Origin of the sequence: Cohaesibacter sp. ES.047 (assembly GCF_900215505.1) — a bacterium.
Classification (GTDB): domain Bacteria; phylum Pseudomonadota; class Alphaproteobacteria; order Rhizobiales; family Cohaesibacteraceae; genus Cohaesibacter.
The window spans coordinates 492,745-510,489 of sequence record NZ_LT907844.1; the positions used below are offsets into that span (position 1 = coordinate 492,745).

17 protein-coding genes are annotated in these 17,745 nt (G+C 51.5%); 14 read left to right on the forward strand and 3 right to left on the reverse strand.

Annotated features, from left to right (window positions below; genetic code table 11):
- Positions 1 to 45 precede the first annotated feature (45 nt).
- On the reverse strand, positions 46 to 1,041 hold the full coding sequence (locus CPH65_RS02050; RefSeq protein ID WP_096171916.1) for a TRAP transporter substrate-binding protein: 996 nt from the start codon (positions 1,039 to 1,041) through the stop codon (positions 46 to 48).
- 405 nt (positions 1,042 to 1,446) lie between these two features.
- Here CPH65_RS02050 and CPH65_RS02055 point away from each other — a divergent pair, with 405 nt between their 5' ends.
- The 8 genes from CPH65_RS02055 (at position 1,447) to CPH65_RS02090 (ending at position 9,137) form a co-directional block, all read left to right on the forward strand.
- Positions 1,447 to 2,583 carry a mandelate racemase/muconate lactonizing enzyme family protein gene (locus CPH65_RS02055; RefSeq protein ID WP_172891438.1) on the forward strand — a complete coding sequence of 379 codons (1,137 nt, stop codon included), beginning with the start codon at positions 1,447 to 1,449 and terminating at the stop codon, positions 2,581 to 2,583.
- Positions 2,525 to 3,325, forward strand: a complete 801-nt coding sequence (locus tag CPH65_RS02060; RefSeq protein ID WP_096171918.1) for a GntR family transcriptional regulator — start codon at positions 2,525 to 2,527, stop codon at positions 3,323 to 3,325. The genes CPH65_RS02055 and CPH65_RS02060 overlap by 59 nt, the downstream gene beginning before the upstream one ends.
- Before the next feature lie 126 nt (positions 3,326 to 3,451).
- Positions 3,452 to 4,492 (forward strand): enolase C-terminal domain-like protein, encoded by a 1,041-nt coding sequence (locus CPH65_RS02065; RefSeq protein WP_197703942.1) that lies wholly within the window; start codon positions 3,452 to 3,454, stop codon positions 4,490 to 4,492.
- Between the two features lie 49 nt (positions 4,493 to 4,541).
- A complete protein-coding gene (locus tag CPH65_RS02070) occupies positions 4,542 to 5,306 on the forward strand; it encodes an SDR family NAD(P)-dependent oxidoreductase (protein ID WP_096171920.1) in 765 nt (254 codons plus the stop codon).
- 47 nt (positions 5,307 to 5,353) lie between these two features.
- The gene (gene uxaC / locus CPH65_RS02075) at positions 5,354 to 6,763 is read left to right on the forward strand and encodes a glucuronate isomerase (protein ID WP_096171921.1); all 1,410 of its coding nucleotides are present in this window, start codon (positions 5,354 to 5,356) and stop codon (positions 6,761 to 6,763) included.
- 57 nt (positions 6,764 to 6,820) lie between these two features.
- A complete protein-coding gene (locus CPH65_RS02080) occupies positions 6,821 to 7,474 on the forward strand; it encodes an RraA family protein (protein ID WP_096171922.1) in 654 nt (217 codons plus the stop codon).
- Between the two features lie 129 nt (positions 7,475 to 7,603).
- Positions 7,604 to 7,933, forward strand: coding sequence for a UxaA family hydrolase (locus tag CPH65_RS02085; protein ID WP_096171923.1), 330 nt, complete (start codon positions 7,604 to 7,606; stop codon positions 7,931 to 7,933).
- Positions 7,926 to 9,137: a UxaA family hydrolase gene (locus CPH65_RS02090; RefSeq protein ID WP_096171924.1), complete on the forward strand. Its 1,212-nt coding sequence runs from the start codon at positions 7,926 to 7,928 to the stop codon at positions 9,135 to 9,137. Before CPH65_RS02085 ends, CPH65_RS02090 begins: the two co-directional genes overlap by 8 nt.
- Before the next feature lie 619 nt (positions 9,138 to 9,756).
- Here CPH65_RS02090 and CPH65_RS24935 read toward each other — a convergent pair.
- Both CPH65_RS24935 and CPH65_RS02100 read right to left on the reverse strand, forming a co-directional pair.
- Positions 9,757 to 10,137 carry a hypothetical protein gene (locus CPH65_RS24935; RefSeq protein ID WP_096171925.1) on the reverse strand — a complete coding sequence of 127 codons (381 nt, stop codon included), beginning with the start codon at positions 10,135 to 10,137 and terminating at the stop codon, positions 9,757 to 9,759.
- A gap of 183 nt (positions 10,138 to 10,320) precedes the next feature.
- On the reverse strand, positions 10,321 to 10,593 hold the full coding sequence (locus CPH65_RS02100; protein WP_157747458.1) for a hypothetical protein: 273 nt from the start codon (positions 10,591 to 10,593) through the stop codon (positions 10,321 to 10,323).
- 738 nt (positions 10,594 to 11,331) lie between these two features.
- Between CPH65_RS02100 and CPH65_RS02110 the strand changes: the two genes are divergently transcribed.
- The 6 genes from CPH65_RS02110 to CPH65_RS02135 all read left to right on the forward strand — a co-directional run bounded on the left by CPH65_RS02110 (position 11,332) and on the right by CPH65_RS02135 (position 17,640).
- The gene (locus CPH65_RS02110) at positions 11,332 to 11,934 is read left to right on the forward strand and encodes a hypothetical protein (protein WP_157747459.1); all 603 of its coding nucleotides are present in this window, start codon (positions 11,332 to 11,334) and stop codon (positions 11,932 to 11,934) included.
- Between the two features lie 177 nt (positions 11,935 to 12,111).
- Positions 12,112 to 12,648, forward strand: a complete 537-nt coding sequence (locus tag CPH65_RS02115) for an AlpA family transcriptional regulator (RefSeq protein ID WP_157747460.1) — start codon at positions 12,112 to 12,114, stop codon at positions 12,646 to 12,648.
- A gap of 178 nt (positions 12,649 to 12,826) precedes the next feature.
- The gene (locus tag CPH65_RS02120) at positions 12,827 to 14,656 is read left to right on the forward strand and encodes a hypothetical protein (RefSeq protein ID WP_096171930.1); all 1,830 of its coding nucleotides are present in this window, start codon (positions 12,827 to 12,829) and stop codon (positions 14,654 to 14,656) included.
- A gap of 484 nt (positions 14,657 to 15,140) precedes the next feature.
- A complete protein-coding gene (locus CPH65_RS02125; protein ID WP_172891439.1) occupies positions 15,141 to 16,124 on the forward strand; it encodes a hypothetical protein in 984 nt (327 codons plus the stop codon).
- Between the two features lie 201 nt (positions 16,125 to 16,325).
- The gene (locus CPH65_RS02130) at positions 16,326 to 16,862 is read left to right on the forward strand and encodes a hypothetical protein (protein ID WP_096171932.1); all 537 of its coding nucleotides are present in this window, start codon (positions 16,326 to 16,328) and stop codon (positions 16,860 to 16,862) included.
- On the forward strand, positions 16,843 to 17,640 hold the full coding sequence (locus CPH65_RS02135; RefSeq protein WP_157747462.1) for a hypothetical protein: 798 nt from the start codon (positions 16,843 to 16,845) through the stop codon (positions 17,638 to 17,640). Before CPH65_RS02130 ends, CPH65_RS02135 begins: the two co-directional genes overlap by 20 nt.
- Positions 17,641 to 17,745: the final 105 nt, after the last annotated feature.

Sequence of the window (17,745 nt, forward strand, 5' to 3'; positions counted from 1 at the left end):
GAGCCCCGACCAAAGCCGGGATCCCTGAGCAGCCATCAATTGACTTTACTTCACAGCAAGAATTGCCTGAATTATATCGGTAAAGTCAGAGCCATATTTTTCATAGACACTGCCAACAGCTTTGGGCCATTCCGGCAGATCTGTTACAGTAATAATCTGCGCGCCTTTGGCTTTGAGTTCTTCATAAGCTTTGGCATCGGCTTCTTCAGCCAGCGATTTGTTGAAATCTTCGGTCTCACGTGCAGCCGCCGCGATGATGGCCTGCTGATCAGCGGACAATTTGTTCCATGAAATCTCGGACATCACCATGATGGATGGGCTGTAGGTGTGACCATCGACCATATAGTAAGGCGCGACTTCATAGAAATTGTTCGCCAGATAACCGGTCGGAGGATTCTCCGCACCGTCAACCACGCCGGTTTGCAGGGCTGAATAAAGTTCCGAGTAGGAAATTGGGGTTGGTGCTGCGCCAAAAGCTTTGACCGTATCGATCAGGATCTGCGTCTGAGGGACGCGGATCTTTTTGCCCTTGATGCCTTCCATGTCGGAAACGGGAGCATCGCGGAAGAAGAAGTTGCGCTGCCCTTCTTCCATGAAGGCCACACCAACCATCATCGAACCTGAAGCCTGTACATCAGACAGAATATCCTGCCCGATTTCACCATGAAGCACATTCCAAAGATGATTGCGATCACGGAACAGATAGGGCAGGGAGAACAGGTTGGATTTCTTCGAGCCGAAGTCACCCAGGCTCACTGCGTTGGCGCGGAACATATCGATCGCACCCATTTGCAAGCCCTGAAGCTCGGTGCGTTCGTCACCCAGCTGACTGGAGGGATAGACATCAACAACGATATCCCCGTTGCTCTTTTCCTTGACCAATTTGGCAAATGCGCGTGCCACAACTGTCATTGGATGAGAGTCCGGGTTCAACTCACCATATTTCAACACAACCGATTGCGCAGAGGCCACATTGACAGCACCAGCGGATAGCAAGCCGCCCAGCAGCAGTGCGGCAGTAGACCCTAGTAGTTTATGCATTCTTCACTCCCATAATCTTTTTCGGCCAGCCTTTGAAATGAGCGGCCAGCACGAAATCCTCTCGGTAGGTTCCCCCACCCCAATATTGAAAAGCAGCTCCACCCGCCTTCCGGTCATTGGCATCCGTCTGATTTGGTTTAGAAATTCCCTGCTCTCAAAAAATGGGCGCACTATTAAAGAGGCCCCGCAGAAGAATTCCTACAAACAATGACAAAGTCGACCAGTCAGGAACCATGCCAAACCGGGCGACGAGCCAATTGTTGCTCACCCAACCTTCCAGATCAGTTCCACACAGATTTTCTCATTCGTGCGGTAATGTCATAGTACACACTTGTATCCAAGTGTTCAAGCATGCAATAGTAGTTTCCAGCGCACGATATGGCAGAGTCGAAAAGGAATTCAGACATGCGAATTGAGGAAGTTTCAGTTTCAGCACACAGGATTGCCCCTGTCTCGCCATGGGAGGATGCAACAAACAAAGTGCAAGCTCTGGAGTTTGTATTTGTTGTTCTCAAAACAGATACCGGTCTGGAAGGGACGGGCTTTAGCTATTCGGTCGATGTCGGCATCACTTCCATCTCAGCCCTGATTGAAGATTATCTGGCGCCACTGATCGTCGGCATGGATCCGCTGGATCGCGAGCAGATATGGACCAAGTTGCAAAGACAGTCCCGCCGACTGGGGACTGGTGTGAATATGCTGGCTATTGCGGCAATCGATGTTGCAGTGTGGGATCTGATCGGCAAAGCGCTGGGTCAGCCCCTTTGGCGGCTATTCGGAGGCGCTCGTCCTGAAATTCCGGCCTATATTTCGGAAATCAAACTGACCCATGACGATACGTTGGCCGACTTCTCACTGCGACTGGATGACTATAAGGCGCAAGGCTATCGGGCTGTGAAATTTAAAATCGGACGTACAGAGATCGAAGAAGATATCGCCCGCATTAGACTTGCACGTGAAAAAATTGGTCCCGACGGTAAAATCTTTGTCGATTTGAATCAGAAATGGACCTCATCGGAAGCAAGACAGAAGGCCGCGCAACTCGCATCCTTCCAGTTGGGTTGGATAGAAGAGCCTCTGCTCTTTCATGACGTTGCGGCCCATGCAACGCTAAGAAAATCCACCACGACCCCGATAGCGCTTGGCGAGAGCTTGTTCTCACGCGCCCAATTCCTTGAATATTTACAACAAGATGCCGTCGACATCATTCAAGCGGACGTGGCTTTTGTAGGCGGTCCTTCGGAATGGCTGAAAATCGCGCATCTTGCAGATATATTCGGACGTCCAGTGGCCCCTCACTATATGATGGAGCTGTCATTACACCTGCTGTGCGGCGTTCCCAACGGCTTTATGCTTGAGAATGTGATTGGTGGCAGTTTCACTGAGCTGGGACTTCTTGAAGACCCCATTGTCGTGAAAGATGCAATCGGTCGTCCGCCAAGCGATGCAGGCCATGGACTGAAATTTGATCGAGCGGCACTTGATGCATGTGCAATCCGGCCAGACGGATCACCCATCGCCTTTGCCGGCGGCAGCAAGTGAGCATGCTCGAGCAAACGGATCTTTAAGGAGAAGACTCATTAAGAAAAAAGCGGAATCAATTCTTCGGGATCGCCCGACGCTGGAAAGCGTCATCTATGACGAACTCTATGAGCGCATCGTCACCCTGAAATATGTGCCCGGACACATGATCTATGAGAACGAGATTGCAGCGCAATTTGACGTGAGCAGAACACCGGTCCGTCAGGTTTTCCAGCGCCTCGTTCTTGCGGATCTTCTCGAAGTGCTGCCCCAACGCGGAGCGCGCGTCTCCTTCTTGTCAAAACGAAAAATCCGTGAGTCGCAGGAAGTGAGGGAGATTCTGGAAACTGTCGCGGTCGCCAAGGCAGCCCAGAAATGGCGCGCCGAAGATGAGGAAAGTCAGGCTTTCAGTCTGGCAATAAAAGCCAGCATTCTGCGACAAATCGAGGTGGTTGCAGACAAGAATTATCATGCCTTCTCGGGGCTGGATGAGGATTTTCACCGCGCCATCATGCGATTTGCAGACAATATGACGATCTATGATGTTGTCGGCGAAATCCGTGCGCATCTCAACCGCATGCGCGTGATTGAGCTCCAACACGCCCATCTTGATGCGGAGGCAATCGAATTTCACAAACGCATCATTGCCGAGATCGAGGCAGGGGATGCAGAAGGTGCCAGAGAACAGATGCTCGGACATCTGAAAGTTCTGGAACAATTCCGTGAAGAGATATTTGCAAACCGTAACGACATCTTTGTTTAGGTGCCGCGCAGGCTGATCGTCAATAGACAAGACACTTGAGGTCCCATCGTGAAAGTCACACAACTCGAAACTTGGCACTGCAAGCGCGATTTTTCGCTCTTTCCAGAAAATCGCGCAGGCTCAAACATGTCTTGGGACGTTGTCGTCCTGCGTTTGTCAACAGACGCAGGCATAGACGGATATGCCTCTGCACTCGCCACCAGATCGGGTGTGATCACAGAGACTTATTTACATGATGTGATTGCGCCGGTCGTACTGGGACGCAATGTGCATGATCGAGAACAGATCTGGCACGAATTATGGACGCTGGACCGGCATCTGACCTTCTTCCCCGTCTATCTACCCGGTCCCATTGATGTCGCCTTGTGGGACATCGCGGCCAAAGCTGCCAACTTGCCGCTTTACCAATATATTGGTGCCGTGCGTGATGGTCTGCCAGCTTATGCCAGCGGCCTGTTCCATGAAGACGATGAAGATTGCATCAAAGAGGCACTTTTCTACAAGGATCTCGGCGTCCCCGGCTACAAGGTGCACTCCCCCTCACCATGGCGCCGGGATATCGAACTACACAAAAATTTGCGAGAAGCTGTCGGCGAGGATTTTCTGCTCTTTTGCGATCCTGTCGGCGATTACACGCTTGATCAGGCCATCCGTGTGGGGCGCGGTCTGGAAGAGCATGGTTATGAATGGTTCGAGGAGCCATTCAGGGATTTTGAACTTGCAAAATATACCGAGCTTTGCAGCGCTCTGGATATTGCTGTCGCTGCCACGGAGACGACACGCGGCTGCCATTGGGGGGTTGCTCAATCCATTGCCCAGCGGGCTGCAGACATCGTAAGAGCCGACGTTTCATGGAAAGCCGGTGTGACCGGAACATTGAAAATCTGCAATCTGGCAGAGAGTTTCGGCATGAATTGCGAAATACACACCACCACCATGGCCTTCATGGATATCGCCAATCTTCATGTCTCTTGCTCGGTCAAGAATTGTGACTATTTCGAGCTTTTTGTGCCGCAGGAACCGTTCCAGTTCCCGTTGAAAGGCAAACTCCCCATTGATGCACGCGGCTGGGCGATGGTGCCCAAAGCTCCTGGCTTGGGCGTAGATCTTGATTGGGATGCCATCGATCAATTGTGCGTGTCTCATCGCACCAGTTCAAAAGGATGAACGGGCCACAGCTTGGCCTCGTCAATAAGTCAATTAAGGGACTGTCGATATGGAATTTTCAGAAGCATTTTCGCTGACCGGTCATCGTGCCTTGATTACCGGAGGAGCAAGTGGACTGGGGCTGGCCGCTGCAGAATGCTTCCTCAAAGCCGGCGCTGAAGTTGTTTTGGTGGGACGTGAGGAAGAAAAGCTTCACAAGGCAACCACTGATCTGGGCGCCAAAGCTTCTGGTTTCAAATTTGACGTTACAGACTTTGACGGAGCCGCCGATCTAGCGGAAAAGGTGGAGCAGCAAAAAGGCCCCATCTCAATTTTGGTGAATAATGCAGGCAACACGGTCAAGAAACCGATTGAGGAAATGTCGGTCGAAGAATTCAAGCAGGTTTTCGACATTCATGTAACGGGAGCCTTTGCCCTAACGCGGGCCTTCCTGCCCCAATTGAAGAAAACCGGCAAAGGCTCAGCCCTTTTCACAGCTTCAATGAGTTCTTTCTTGGGCATTCCCAATGTGTCCGGTTATGCCGCATCAAAAGCGGCCTATGTGGGGCTCATTCGCTCATTCGCAACAGAGCTGGCTCCGAGCGGTGTTCGGGTCAATGGTGTGGCACCGGGGTGGATCGACACGCCTCTCTTCCGCTTCGCAACCTTAAACGATCCGAAGCGCCTTGAGAAAATCATGGGACGCATTCCCATGAATTGCACCGGTCAGCCGGAAGATATCGGTTGGGCCATGGTCTATCTCGCCTCCAATGCAGCACGCTATGTCACCGGCCACATCACCGTTGTAGATGGCGGTGCACTTCACAGCTTCTGATATCCATCAGGCCCGTTTCGATTGTCAGGATAATAGGAACAACGACGATGTCCGGTTTCATACATGATGATTTTCTGCTCGACACGCCTATGGCGCGTGTCCTGTTTCATGATTATGCAGAAAATCAGCCAATTTTTGACTATCACTGTCATCTGCCCCCTGAAGAGATTGCCCAAAACCATCAATTCAAGGATCTTTGGGAAATCTGGTTGAAGGGCGATCATTACAAATGGCGCGCCATGCGTGCCAACGGCGAGGATGAGGCCCTTTGTACCGGTGGAGCGTCCCCGCGCGAGAAGTTTGACGCATGGGCGCGGACCGTGCCCGATACCATCGGCAATCCGCTTTATCACTGGACACATCTAGAGCTGCGTCGCCCCTTTGGCATTGATGATATATTGCTGTCCCCATCAACGGCTGATTATGTCTGGAACAAGGGCATCGAACTGCTCTCAGAGCCACAATTTTCTGCCCGCGGTATCATTGATCAGATGAATGTCCATACTGTGGTGACGGTGGACGATCCGGTCGATGACCTCAAGCCTCACGCCACGGCACAAGCCGACAAGCGTTTCAAAGCCAAAATCGTGCCATGTTTCCGGCCCGATCGCATCTGTGACATTCGGCATCCGGACTTTGTCAGCTATCTGGAAAAGCTGGAAGAGGTCTCCGGTGTCGCTATCGCCTCGATGGACGATCTTTTCGCTGCCCTTGTTCAGCGGATGGACCATTTTGCAGCGATGGGCTGCACCATCTCAGACCATGCGCTTGATGAGGTCACCTTTGCGCAAGCCTCAGACACCGAGCTCAATGCCATCCTGAAAGCGCGGCGAGATGGGTCTATCCCATCAGAGCATGATTTCTCCGCCTATCGAACAGCTCTGCTTGTTTTTCTGGGTCGTGAATATCACCGACGCGAATGGGCGCAGCAATATCACATTGGCGCCTATCGCAACGTCAACACCCGCAAAGTTGCCGAAGTGGGAGAAGCATGTGGCTTTGACTCCATCCATGATCAACCCATTGCCGCAGCGCTTGGATGCCTACTCGACACCCTTGAGCAAACCGATCAATTGCCCCGCACCATTCTTTATTGTCTCAATCCGCGGGACAATGAAATGATCGCCGCCATGTGCGGCAATTTTCAGGATGGCAAGATTCCGGGAAAAATTCAGATCGGATCAGGATGGTGGTTCAACGATCAGAAGGACGGTATGCTGCGCCAGATGATGCAGTTGGCCAATCTTGGCCTGCTCAGCCGCTTCGTTGGTATGCTGACCGACAGCCGCAGCTTCCTCTCCTACACGCGGCATGAATATTTCCGCAGGGTGCTCTGCCAGTTCATCGGCCACGGCGTCCGTGACGGCGAGATTCCCAATGATGAAGCGTTGCTGGGCAAAATGGTCAAAGACATCTGCTTTGACAATGCCATCCGATACTTTCAGGCCGAAAAGTGAAGACCCAAGATTACCAACCATTCGGCATAATCGATCAAAGACTTGCGAGACAATGACATGAAAGACGAAGATCTGTTTTCCCTTGTGAAAGAGGAACTCTATACGCCCGTCGTCGGCGATATCCTTGATGCGATGGGTCTCTATCATCAATTTCTACCTCAACCCGTTCAACCCATGAAGGAAGAGATGAAGCTGGTCGGCCGCGCCATGCCGGTCGTGATGATTGATGTTTTTGGCCCACAAGCTGAACCCTTTGGAAAGCTCACGCATGCCCTTGATCAACTGGAATCGGGCGATATCTATCTTGCGAGTGGCGGTGATATGCGCTGTGCCTATTGGGGCGAGTTGCTTACAGCTACGGCCAGAACGCGAGGAGCCAATGGTGCGGTAATCAATGGCTACCACCGCGACACGCCGATGGTTCTTGACCAGAATTGGCCGGTTTTCTCTCGCGGACGTTATGCGCAGGATTCAGGTGTGCGCACCAAAGTCATCGATTATCGCTGCCCGTTGGAAATTGAAGGTGTTTGGATCGAGCCGGGTGATCTGGTCTTTGGCGATCTGGATGGCGTGCTGATCGTCCCGCAAAAGCACGAGGCAGAAGTGATTGAGAAAGCCGTTGAGAAGGCACGGGCTGAAAAGACAGTCCGCCAAGCCATCGAAGCGGGAATGACCAGCACGGCTGCGTTTGAGAAATTTGGTGTTCTTTGACCACGAAGCGGAATCTTGAGTACCTATCTGGTCGCTCATCGCGCGGGTTTGACACCTAAATTTCACACCCTCATCGGGGCGCGTCTCACACTCGCCCCAATGCTCCATGGACCGAACAGGAGATGTGGTATGTCCCAAGGATGCTTCAGGATAGACAAGACGGACAATGTTGCAACCTTGCTCAGCGCTTCGCTCGCGCAGGATATCACGATCCACAATGCAGACGATTTGAAAGCAATCAGACTGCTTGAGGCCATCGAAACAGGCCACAAGGTTGCTTTGAGTGACATTCAGCAGGGCGAGGCAGTGATCAAGTTTGGCGTTCCGATCGGACTTGCATCCAAACCGATCAAATCTGGCGAATGGGTGCATCTACACAATTGCGAAAGCCAGTTTGATGAACGCTCCTCATCGCTGGACATCCACTCAGGAGCAACAACGGATACCCATTATGAATGATCCTTTCGAGCGCAGCTGGACCGGCTATTTGCGCAAGGACGGTCGCAAAGGCATTCGCAATCTGGTTCTTGTTGTCCATACGGTGATGTGTTCACGCCACGTCGCCCATGCCATTGCGCAAGGCGAAGATGATGTCCATGTCATCGGATTTGATGGTTGTTATGACAATCAATATGCCATCCGCCTGCTTCTGTCGCTGGCTCGCCATCCCAATGTGGGCGCAGTGCTTGCGGTCGGTCTTGGTTGCGAATATACCCAGCCCGGAAAAATCGCAGAATTGGCCAGAGAAAGCGGCAGACTGGCAGAGGCTTTCTATATCCAGGATACTGGTGGTACCCAAAGCTCGATCGACAAAGGCAAAGCCATCGTGCGATCCCTGCGAAGCCAGATCAAGGACCAGACGCCTCGTGTTGAGATGTCCCTTAAAGACATGACAATTGGCGCCGAATGCGGAGGTTCCGATGGTACAAGCGGGCTTGCGGGCAATCCTGTCACCGGTCGATTTTTTGATTTTCTTGTTGATGCAGGGGGCCGGGCTATCATCGAAGAAATCGTTGAGATGGTTGGGCTGAAGGAAATCATTCTCGATCGCGCAGCGACAGCAGAAACAAAAACACAGCTAGACTGGGCCTATAACAAGGCTGTCTCCTATTGTCAGTCGGTTCGGCAATATTCCGTCTCACCGGGCAATTTCGCAGGAGGCTTGACGACAATCGAAGAGAAAAGCATGGGCGCTTTTGCCAAAAGTGGCAGCCGCCCGATACAAGGGGTCATCAAGGTAGGTACGCCTCCTCCGGACTCTGGCCTCTGGATCATGGACAGTGTTCCTGATGAGCATTTTATGAATTTTGGCTACACCAACCCCAACGACACCGAGGGTCTGGTGGACCTGATGAGTGCAGGCAGCCAATTGCTGGTATTTGTCACGGGGCGCGGCTCTGTCATAGGGTCGGCCATCTCGCCTCTACTTAAAGTCACTGGCAATTCGGAAACCTACAACCGTTTGAAAGAAGACATGGATTTCGACGCCGGTCGAATTTTGACCGGCGACATATCACTCGATGATGCCGCCATCGAATTGGCTCATTTGATCTGCGACATCGCCTCAGGACAGCAAAGCAAACCTGAAGCTCTTGGGCATGCCGAGTATTACATCATGTACAAACACCAAAATGCGGATCAACAGGGTGGCTGTCGGTTATAGCCACGCCTTCATGTAAGTGGATTTACCCCAAGTCAGCCTTACTGTCTGATCGCAAAGTACCTGAGTGATATCAGCGGATTGTGATTCACCGTCATTGCGAAGAGATGGGGCTGATATGACCTTTCCTGATATCATCCGGCAAGAACATATCCAAAAAACTGGATTGGTATTCAAGCGATTTGACAGATGCAGAGTGGGCATTGTTGCCAACAGACAAACGAGAAGTATCCGCTAAGTGCCTCGATTTCCGGGGATCTCGTTCGCAAATATGAAAGTCCCTTCCAGTTTCAACGTCCACCTTGGACTGGAAGCGGCGTGATTCACTGCATCATCACCTGACCGCAATCATCAAAGGTCGAGATTGGCAATCGCGGCCCTTTTGTATGTACCGGCTGCTGTTCGCAAGAGATTTCTTTGCATGTCGCAGGAAGTCGCTCATATGTATCCGGACTTTTGATCGACACGCGGGTCGTGGCCTTGTTGGGGTTACGCTCGCACCGTGATCTCATTAGCTGCAAGGTCAAAGTTGACCGAAAGGGCCGTCAGATTCTGGGGGCGTATTTTTCCGTTCCATGCAGTCTATCTATCGCGAACTCCTTTGAAGTCGTGAGTGTTATCTTCAAATACCAACTACGACCGCATTTCTTGGCGCATCAAACGCCGTTTTGTGTTTGAGGATACTCCAGGCTATCCGGGCCAGTTTATTGGCCAAAGCCACAGCCAACTTGTTGCGATGCATCCGTTCGGACGCTCGTGTTAACCACTCACCAAAGCTGAAGTCGGGCCATCGATTTGACCATATCGAGGCGGGAGTGTTGCACTTCACGGCGGAATTCAAGACCTTTTCATCATCGGCACCTCTTTGTCCTGCAGCCGTAAGAGCTGAGACAAACTCCGCTGTGTCGAATGTGTCTGACAGCTGCAAAAGTGCGTCATCGACATGCCGCGTCAGCACCGACACATCATTGTATTTCCCATAAACCTCATTCTGTTCGCTCATATTGATCCTGTTCCTCGGCACACACCGATCATTGGTTTTTCGCAATGAGGCCAAAGGAACGATTGGTTCAGATCACAATCCTTGTCCAAGAGCCTTGAACGGGATTTAGGGCGGATTTCAGCGAACCAGAAAAAGTGATCGCATTTTCTTGCTAGAGAGGATGTGTCGGTTACGTCGAGCTCATCAATCTGCCCGCCGTTGCTTGGCCTTGCGGGCGATTTCAAGGGCATGATCCAGTCGCTTCTGCTTATCTTCGAGCTTTTCGATCTCGGCGAGGATCCTTTCAAAATGGGGCAACACCCATTCTTCGCCATCTGAAATCAACACGGCAGCCTTGTCACGAGCGGCATACAGGCGTGCCAGATAAATCGCCGTTTCGCTTTTGGGCTGGCTTTTTGCTGCTTTATGGAGATCGGCAGATCCGCATTTGGGATCTATGTCGCAGGATAACGTCATGTCAGACCATCCATGCGAAGCATCCGCAGGGCAGCATTGGACAGCATCCATGGGTGGCAATGTGCACGCCTGCCATGGATTGGCACTCTCTCAAACTCTATTGTTGAGCATTGCGGTACCATAACGCCGGGATCCGATCTCTGATCGCGGGATTGCGATCACGGCCAGCGATCACACACCGGCCTACATCAAGGAACTACGGCGATTGCGATACAAACCCAAACGGACCCGTGCTTTTTTCGGTCGCAAAGAGAAAATGGGGGAAAGAACCGCAGAATTCAGCGATTTCCGGTAAAGGAGTGCGGAACAGATATTATGGATGATCCCGTCTCGCTCATCCAACAACTGGAACTGTAACAATGTAAATCACAGATCAATCCGCCCAGGCATGAACTGATTGGCTGCCGGATGTCGAAAAAACAGGAATAAAGCGAACAGGTTCTGTTGAATGCCAGTTTCACTGGCGAACATAGGGCGGGTTAAGAAGAAGCCCAAACGAATGTGCCAAATTTTTTGATTATTTTGCCATCATTATAGATGACCGGAAGAAATAATAGGTAACGACCCCAATTATCTTGGCCGAGCCCGTCGCCAATATACGCACATTCTCGTAAAAATATGACAAAATATACGTTTTTCGTCCGTCCTTGATCGTCCTATTTGCTTTCCGGGAGAGATCGCCTGCTGCTCTTTGCAGAGGCATCCTCCTCTCTTGTAAAACCAAAGATGGAGATTGTGATGAAAAAATCTAACCTCAAAACCGTACAATTCCGAGATGACATCAACTTTGCTGAGTTGGTGTCCGATATCGCACGGATCAAGTCTGACTGGCTTGCTCCTAATGCCTTTGATGGCCTAGACGACACCTCACGCGATTTTTTGCTGATGATGCTCGAAACTGGCTGCAGAGCAAGTGATCTCACAGGCCTTGCCCCCTGCGACATCGTCCTTGACGATCCAATCCCTCATATATGCATTGGGAAAAGCAACACGTCCAAAAATCCAGATAGCCAACGCAAGGTGCCCTTGGTCGGCCTGTCGTTGGCCGCAGCAAATAGACATCCTGATGGCTTTCCAGATTGTCGGGGCTATCACACGCTTGCAAAGCTGCATCGTTTTTTTGATCAAATAAATCTTAATCCGGGCAGCGCCCCGCTCTTGGGATTTTTGCGTGCGCAATATCACTACAGGGTCGTGCGCGGGTGTCACGCCGGCATTCCAATCGTAGAAGAGATGATGGGTTGGCGATGTGTATATGTATTAAACAAACCAACGTCACTGGCTGAGAGGCAACGCCTGGCAACCCTTATCATGTATCCCGTGCCTCCGCATCTTGCATAAACAACCAGCCCGGCGATTGCTTCACTGTCGCCGGGCCAAACTGTTTGGCCCTGCAGCTATCATCCCGCATACTTCAGATATTAAATTTCACAAACAAATACAATTACTTGTAAAATAATTTCTAAAAAGTTGCATTTTCATTTTGGTTTCTCGGAAAATTTTTCCAGTTCCCTTCATATGACAAAATGCAAAGACAGTTACATCAACCGCAAAGACCTGATCGCCTATTTTGGTGTGCCAGCGCGGAGCCTCAAGGAAGTCCTTCAGGACGCAGGCATTGTGTTGCGCGCCAACGGCACCTGCTGGTCCGTCGTCTTTGAGGCCCTCGGGCTTGCCGCCGACCAGTCTGCCGAACATTGGGAAGAGTTGACGAAGCCTCTCTTGACAGCAAGTCAGGTAGCCGAGGATCTGGATAGGGCAGATCCATCGATCATCTATCGCTGGGCCAATCCTTCCTCACCCAATTATAGTCCAGACTTTCCCGCGCCAATCGATTTTTCGTTTGGAAAGCGCCCCAACGCGCGGAATCGGAAACGTTGGCGTAGAGCTGATGTGATTGCCTGGCAGAGCAACAAGCCCCAGCCGAAATATCGACACCTGTCCAAATCAGGTGACGTGCCATCCCCATCACAGGTTCCATCTGCTGACCCTGCACCAACGGCCACTGTCGGCATCTTCTCGTTGCCGCAAGTAATCGATGGAGATGCGCAATGAATAGTTCGGACACAGCAAAATTCGCATTTTCGACCGGACATACCAACAAGCGACCGGGACACATACACCCACTGATTATCGGATCCGGAAAATTCAGTGGTGTGTGTGTCCTGCATGCACTTAAGCGACCGGAAGTGCAAACGGACGACCACACTCAAACCAAAGAAAGGTTAGCAAATTGAATAACTTATTCGACCCCCCGCCACCAATACCGGCATCTGAGGAGCATCAACCCAAACCCAAAACATTTGAGGATCTGCTCGCTCATGTCGAGAAGCGAACAGACCTCAGCGACGACAGCAGGAAGCGTTATGTATCTTCGATCAAGCGGGTTGGCGACATTCTGAACGAGCCCTTGGCAAACATTCTTGCCTCATTGGATCTTATCGAGATCAATTTCCCGATTGACGGGTATGATCCGAACTGGTGCACCACCGACAACGCCTACCAGCTGCTTCGCCGCCGTACCCTGGCACCTCTTAAAGAATTCCTGGGCGTCGATAAAGCCCTTGAAGAAGCACGGGCCCAGCAAGATGGGTGGTATCATTTGCTTGATGCGCTTGATTGCAACGCACCCGATATCCCGGATTTGGATCCTTATCGCAAAACCAATTTTGTTGCGGTAAGAAAACTTGCTGATTTCATGCGATCTGCAGATATCCAACCACAGGACATCACCAACGATATCGCCAACAGCAAGTATCTTGACTGCCCGACGCGCATACGGGATTCCTATCGCCGCGCCGTGGCGTTTCTTGACAAGCTCCGCAAATATGATTTTGCTCGCCCCCATCTGCCTCTGGGCAGCATTGGCTTTTCAGCCCGCCGTTTGCGTCAGAATCAGGAGCCGATCCCGCTAGATTGGCAGGAAGACTTTGATGCGATCTATGCGATCTTGGCTGACAAGGATTTTGATCCTGTATCAAAGACCTATGCCAATCGCAGCCCCGAAACGCAAACCCTCTTCAACTCGACGATGAACTCCATCACGCGCACGTACCTCGATGCGCATCCCGAAACTGACACCAGTCAACCTTGGGATCTTATTTTCGCCCGCGGCGATGTGATTACTGAGGTCCGGAATCTGATGATTGCCCGCTGTCAGTTGCCAGACCATGATGACCGCAAAATTTCGCCTCGGACCGTACGGAAATATCTGTCCAAATACAAACGGGTCCTCCATGCGCTTGACGCTGACCCGACAGCCCTTGCGGCGCTCACCCAGGCGCTCAAAAACAATTCGTTCCTGATTGAGGGCAAAGATGCCGAAAAGGAAATGGCTGAAGCCAATAGGAAGTTTTGTGAAAAATTGTTTGAATCCAAAGCCCTTACAAAGCGCTTCTTGAACTCGCCTTTTGCCTTTCAGGATGCTGCCCTGGAAATGGAAGCAAAAGGGCGCGCACTGACGAAGATGGAACTGGTGAAATACCGCTGGATCGGCACTTGTGCGGCCTTTTGCGCCATCGAAATCGGCGGAGCACCAATCCGCTGCGAAAATGCCATGGGCCTGACCCTCCATGGCACTGATGCGCATATCATAATGCCCAAGAGCAAGAAGGATCCCGTCAAGCTTCGGATTCCACCGGGCACCGTCAAAAACAAAAAGGGCATCAAGGTTGAGATACTCCCAGGCAAACAGGACTATCTGGGAGTCTTGAACTGGTATCTTGAAACCATCAGGCCCTTGTATCAGCACGCGGCCAACAACCCGTATTTCTTTCCAGCCCCGGAAAGTGCCACAAAGCCAATGAATGAGAGCTATTTTAGCACGCGGTTTTCTCTCTACACGCGCACGGTCCTCAACTTGCCCATGACACCTCAACAAATGCGCCATGGACAAGCATCACTCTTGCTTCGGGCACATCCCGACAAGATCGTGGTCATAGCAGCGCGCCTCGGCGATACGGTCAATACGGTCAATACGGTTTTGACCTATTACGCATGGATCAAGGAAGTGGAACAGATGCAAGCCGGCCAAGAACTGATTGCGGAGATGATCGATGAATAATGGTAACAAAAAAGACAAAATGAGCACAGAAGCAGCGAACACCCCATCCAATGACGAGTTGCTCGCTCCTTATGAGACAATGCCAACATTCGGTCTGTTGGACGACATTCATAAGAAGCGGTTGGCCAAGTTTTTGCTCTATAATCATTTGCACGGCATAACCGCACCCACCAAACAGGACTTTTTGGATTACTCAGCAAATCGCGAACCAGCCGGCATGCTGATCCGTTTGAGGGAAACCATGAATATCCTTTATCCTGGCCACCCGACTGTCTCCACAGCCCTGCAGGCAGCGATCACCGAAAAGACGATTGCATATGACAAGGCCCACAGGAAACCGCGAAAAAAGGCAGAGAGAAAGCCAGCAAAGTTTCGAAGCCCTGTGACGGAGTGGCCCGTCCAATGGCAAAAAGTCTGGGCGCAGTTGCGAAATGGCCATCGCCCTTCTGGCCGCAAAGCATTTTCAGAGAGTTTGCTGGAAAGTATGCAAGATGTCATCAGTGAGTATGTCTGGACCCTCAAAACCGCAGGCGTTCCGGTCGTCATCGATACCGCTGGTGTACGCATTCTTGAACAGACAAAAAAAGATCGGGCTCCGTCTGCAGAAGAAGCCGCTTACATGAATCAGGGGTGCCGTGCCCGTACCTTGCAAACCGCAACAACCCGATTGCGCCAGTTCGGAAAAGAGCTTGGTATCAGCCCCCAGATTCTGGCCGACTTAAGCAAGCATATCAACAAACTCGAAAGCGATGCAGCCGCAGAAAGCCCCCTGAAATTCGGCCGATATGAACAAGTACCCTCTTACAAGGATATCTACCGGATTGCTTGCCAACTCCTCAAGGACAGCTCAACTGCCACACATCGCAAGACAAAGAACAAGTTGCGCAATCAGGCAGCAGTCATCGCACTTTGGCTCTTTATGCCACTGCGCATAACAGATGGGTTATTGCGGTGGGGAGACGACATCACCTATGACGCCAACATAGGTAGCTATAAGATCAATGTGGCCACCAACAAGACGGGCCAATCGATCAGGGCGCCACTGCATCCAAAACTCGATAGATTCTTCGATGCCCTGATATTTGACGAGGTCAGCCCTGAAGTCGGAACGGGATGGCTCAATCAACAAAGACAGAGGCTGATCCAAGGAAAAGCCCCGGTGTTTCATGACTTCTTGGGCAAAATGTATGACAAAAAGCGTTTTTCAAAGGTTTGGCGTGAGCACTTCGGAACAGGCGCTCACATCGCACGAACCATGGCTCATACCGAGCTTGGCAAACGCGGTGCAGAAGGCGTTGCCATGGCGATGGCGCTCTGTGCCCAACGTGACATCAAAACCAGACTGGCCTATCAGGCTGATGCCTTGCGCGATACTCTCTTCAAGCAATCCCAATCCCTGATGGACCAATTGGTGGCAAAAACCTTGTCATCACCGGACGAGGATGAAGACACCGAAACCGACAAATAGATCATTTATCCATGACCAGGTCCGATCATCTCTCGTGAGACACAACACCCCTTTCCTGACGTGAAAGGGGTGTTTTTTTGTTGGAAAGAATACAGTTCAGTTTGGCGCGACAGCCGGGATGTCGCCGCGCCGATCTGAACGTCCAAACCTTTCAGAAGAGCAACAGGCGTCTGTTTTCACTTTTACAAGGAAGTCACAAACATGACCGATGCCATCAATCCATCCCCCGACAATTGGCTCAAGGATCTCAAACCCGGAGATATCGTCCAGTTTCCTGCCTACCCACCGAAAACTCCACTCCTCCACAACGCCTTCGTTGTGATCGAGATCGCGCAACTCGATTCTGAAACCCTGCTGTTGATGGGCATCGGTCGTGATGTCGATCCGACATCTTTGAACGCCTCAGATATCCAGATCACCGAAAAGATGGACCTGCAAATGGCAGGCCTTTCACAACCAATCACCTTCTCGGTCAATTTCACCCGAACGGTTCTCATCCCTCACGATGTTTCCAGACTGCCTTCAATGGCCTCGCCAGTGATCGGCAGGCTACCAAACAAGGGACTTCATCGCATGCAATATATTCGAAGCCCTCAACGCATTGAGGCGGATCGCCTTCTGCTTCACGAGGCTCGTCATCAGTTGACGCATTCAGGAGAAAGAGGCCCAAAAGCTCTGATGTCGGAGAATGATCTCGAGCGGCAACAGGCTGCATGGGATGCCATCTCTGCCCGGTGATCCGAAAACCACCTTCTGGCTCGCAGCCAATGGCGAGCCAGACATCCGAAGAAGGAAGAGTTGGAAACAATGCGCAATGGAGGGGTTCGAGATCGATCGCGGCAGCCTTGATGACGCCGCGCACGATCCGATCCCCCAAACAAAGGAAAAGGAAAAGACAGGCGTCAAGCAAACCTCAAACGTAAGGACGCAAAAGCCCATGCTCATCAAGGCCAAACAAGATCATCACATCGCCCAACACCGCCATGACTGGAAAGACAAACTCAAATGGGGCGATGTCATTCTCTTCCCCTTCCCGTTCGCTGAGAAACGAAAGCAAAACGCTCCTGAACCACGCCCTTGTCTCATCCATGATATCCGCAACATCGGCGGGATGCGCTTTGTCACCCTTGTCTACGGATCAAGGCTCGAGAACAAATCCAGCTCATCCCTTCAAACTGACATCACCAACCCGATTGCCATGGCCGCAGCCGGTCTCAACTCGCCAACGGTCTTTGACAGCAACATCCGAATTACCGTTTCCCTCGACCATAACGGATTCAAGAAATGCAGATCAGCCTCACCTGTCATCGGGCGTCTGATCGGTCCTGACGGATTGCGTTTCAGTGCCATCCGCGCCCGTGTTCAGGCCAATATCGACATGGCGGCAGTCCGCAATTTCGAGAAGGGCCGAGAGGACCGCACCCCCAAAAAGCCGACCCTGCCATCCATCAGCCTTACCAAAACAGCAACAGTGGAACTCGATGAGCGCCCTCATCTTCGCTCCTGGCTCCGTTGAGAATTCGCCTTCCTGCATAGACAGGAAACATCGGCGCTTCAGTTTCGCTTCTACCGATATTGTTTCCGCATCTCAAAACACTCATCGAAATCGAGCCTGAGGATC

Excerpts from the sequence above, each read along its gene's own strand:
- CPH65_RS02050 (WP_096171916.1), bottom strand. The coding sequence starts at position 1,041 with ATGCATAAACTACTAGGGTCTACTGCCGCACTGCTGCTGGGCGGCTTG.
- CPH65_RS02055 (WP_172891438.1), top strand. The coding sequence starts at position 1,447 with ATGCGAATTGAGGAAGTTTCAGTTTCAGCACACAGGATTGCCCCTGTC.
- CPH65_RS02060 (WP_096171918.1), top strand. The coding sequence starts at position 2,525 with ATGCATGTGCAATCCGGCCAGACGGATCACCCATCGCCTTTGCCGGCG.
- CPH65_RS02065 (WP_197703942.1), top strand. The coding sequence starts at position 3,452 with ATGTCTTGGGACGTTGTCGTCCTGCGTTTGTCAACAGACGCAGGCATA.
- CPH65_RS02070 (WP_096171920.1), top strand. The coding sequence starts at position 4,542 with ATGGAATTTTCAGAAGCATTTTCGCTGACCGGTCATCGTGCCTTGATT.
- uxaC (WP_096171921.1), top strand. The coding sequence starts at position 5,354 with ATGTCCGGTTTCATACATGATGATTTTCTGCTCGACACGCCTATGGCG.
- CPH65_RS02080 (WP_096171922.1), top strand. The coding sequence starts at position 6,821 with ATGAAAGACGAAGATCTGTTTTCCCTTGTGAAAGAGGAACTCTATACG.
- CPH65_RS02085 (WP_096171923.1), top strand. The coding sequence starts at position 7,604 with ATGTCCCAAGGATGCTTCAGGATAGACAAGACGGACAATGTTGCAACC.
- CPH65_RS02090 (WP_096171924.1), top strand. The coding sequence starts at position 7,926 with ATGAATGATCCTTTCGAGCGCAGCTGGACCGGCTATTTGCGCAAGGAC.
- CPH65_RS24935 (WP_096171925.1), bottom strand. The coding sequence starts at position 10,137 with ATGAGCGAACAGAATGAGGTTTATGGGAAATACAATGATGTGTCGGTG.
- CPH65_RS02100 (WP_157747458.1), bottom strand. The coding sequence starts at position 10,593 with ATGACGTTATCCTGCGACATAGATCCCAAATGCGGATCTGCCGATCTC.
- CPH65_RS02110 (WP_157747459.1), top strand. The coding sequence starts at position 11,332 with ATGAAAAAATCTAACCTCAAAACCGTACAATTCCGAGATGACATCAAC.
- CPH65_RS02115 (WP_157747460.1), top strand. The coding sequence starts at position 12,112 with ATGACAAAATGCAAAGACAGTTACATCAACCGCAAAGACCTGATCGCC.
- CPH65_RS02125 (WP_172891439.1), top strand. The coding sequence starts at position 15,141 with ATGCAAGATGTCATCAGTGAGTATGTCTGGACCCTCAAAACCGCAGGC.
- CPH65_RS02130 (WP_096171932.1), top strand. The coding sequence starts at position 16,326 with ATGACCGATGCCATCAATCCATCCCCCGACAATTGGCTCAAGGATCTC.
- CPH65_RS02135 (WP_157747462.1), top strand. The coding sequence starts at position 16,843 with ATGCCATCTCTGCCCGGTGATCCGAAAACCACCTTCTGGCTCGCAGCC.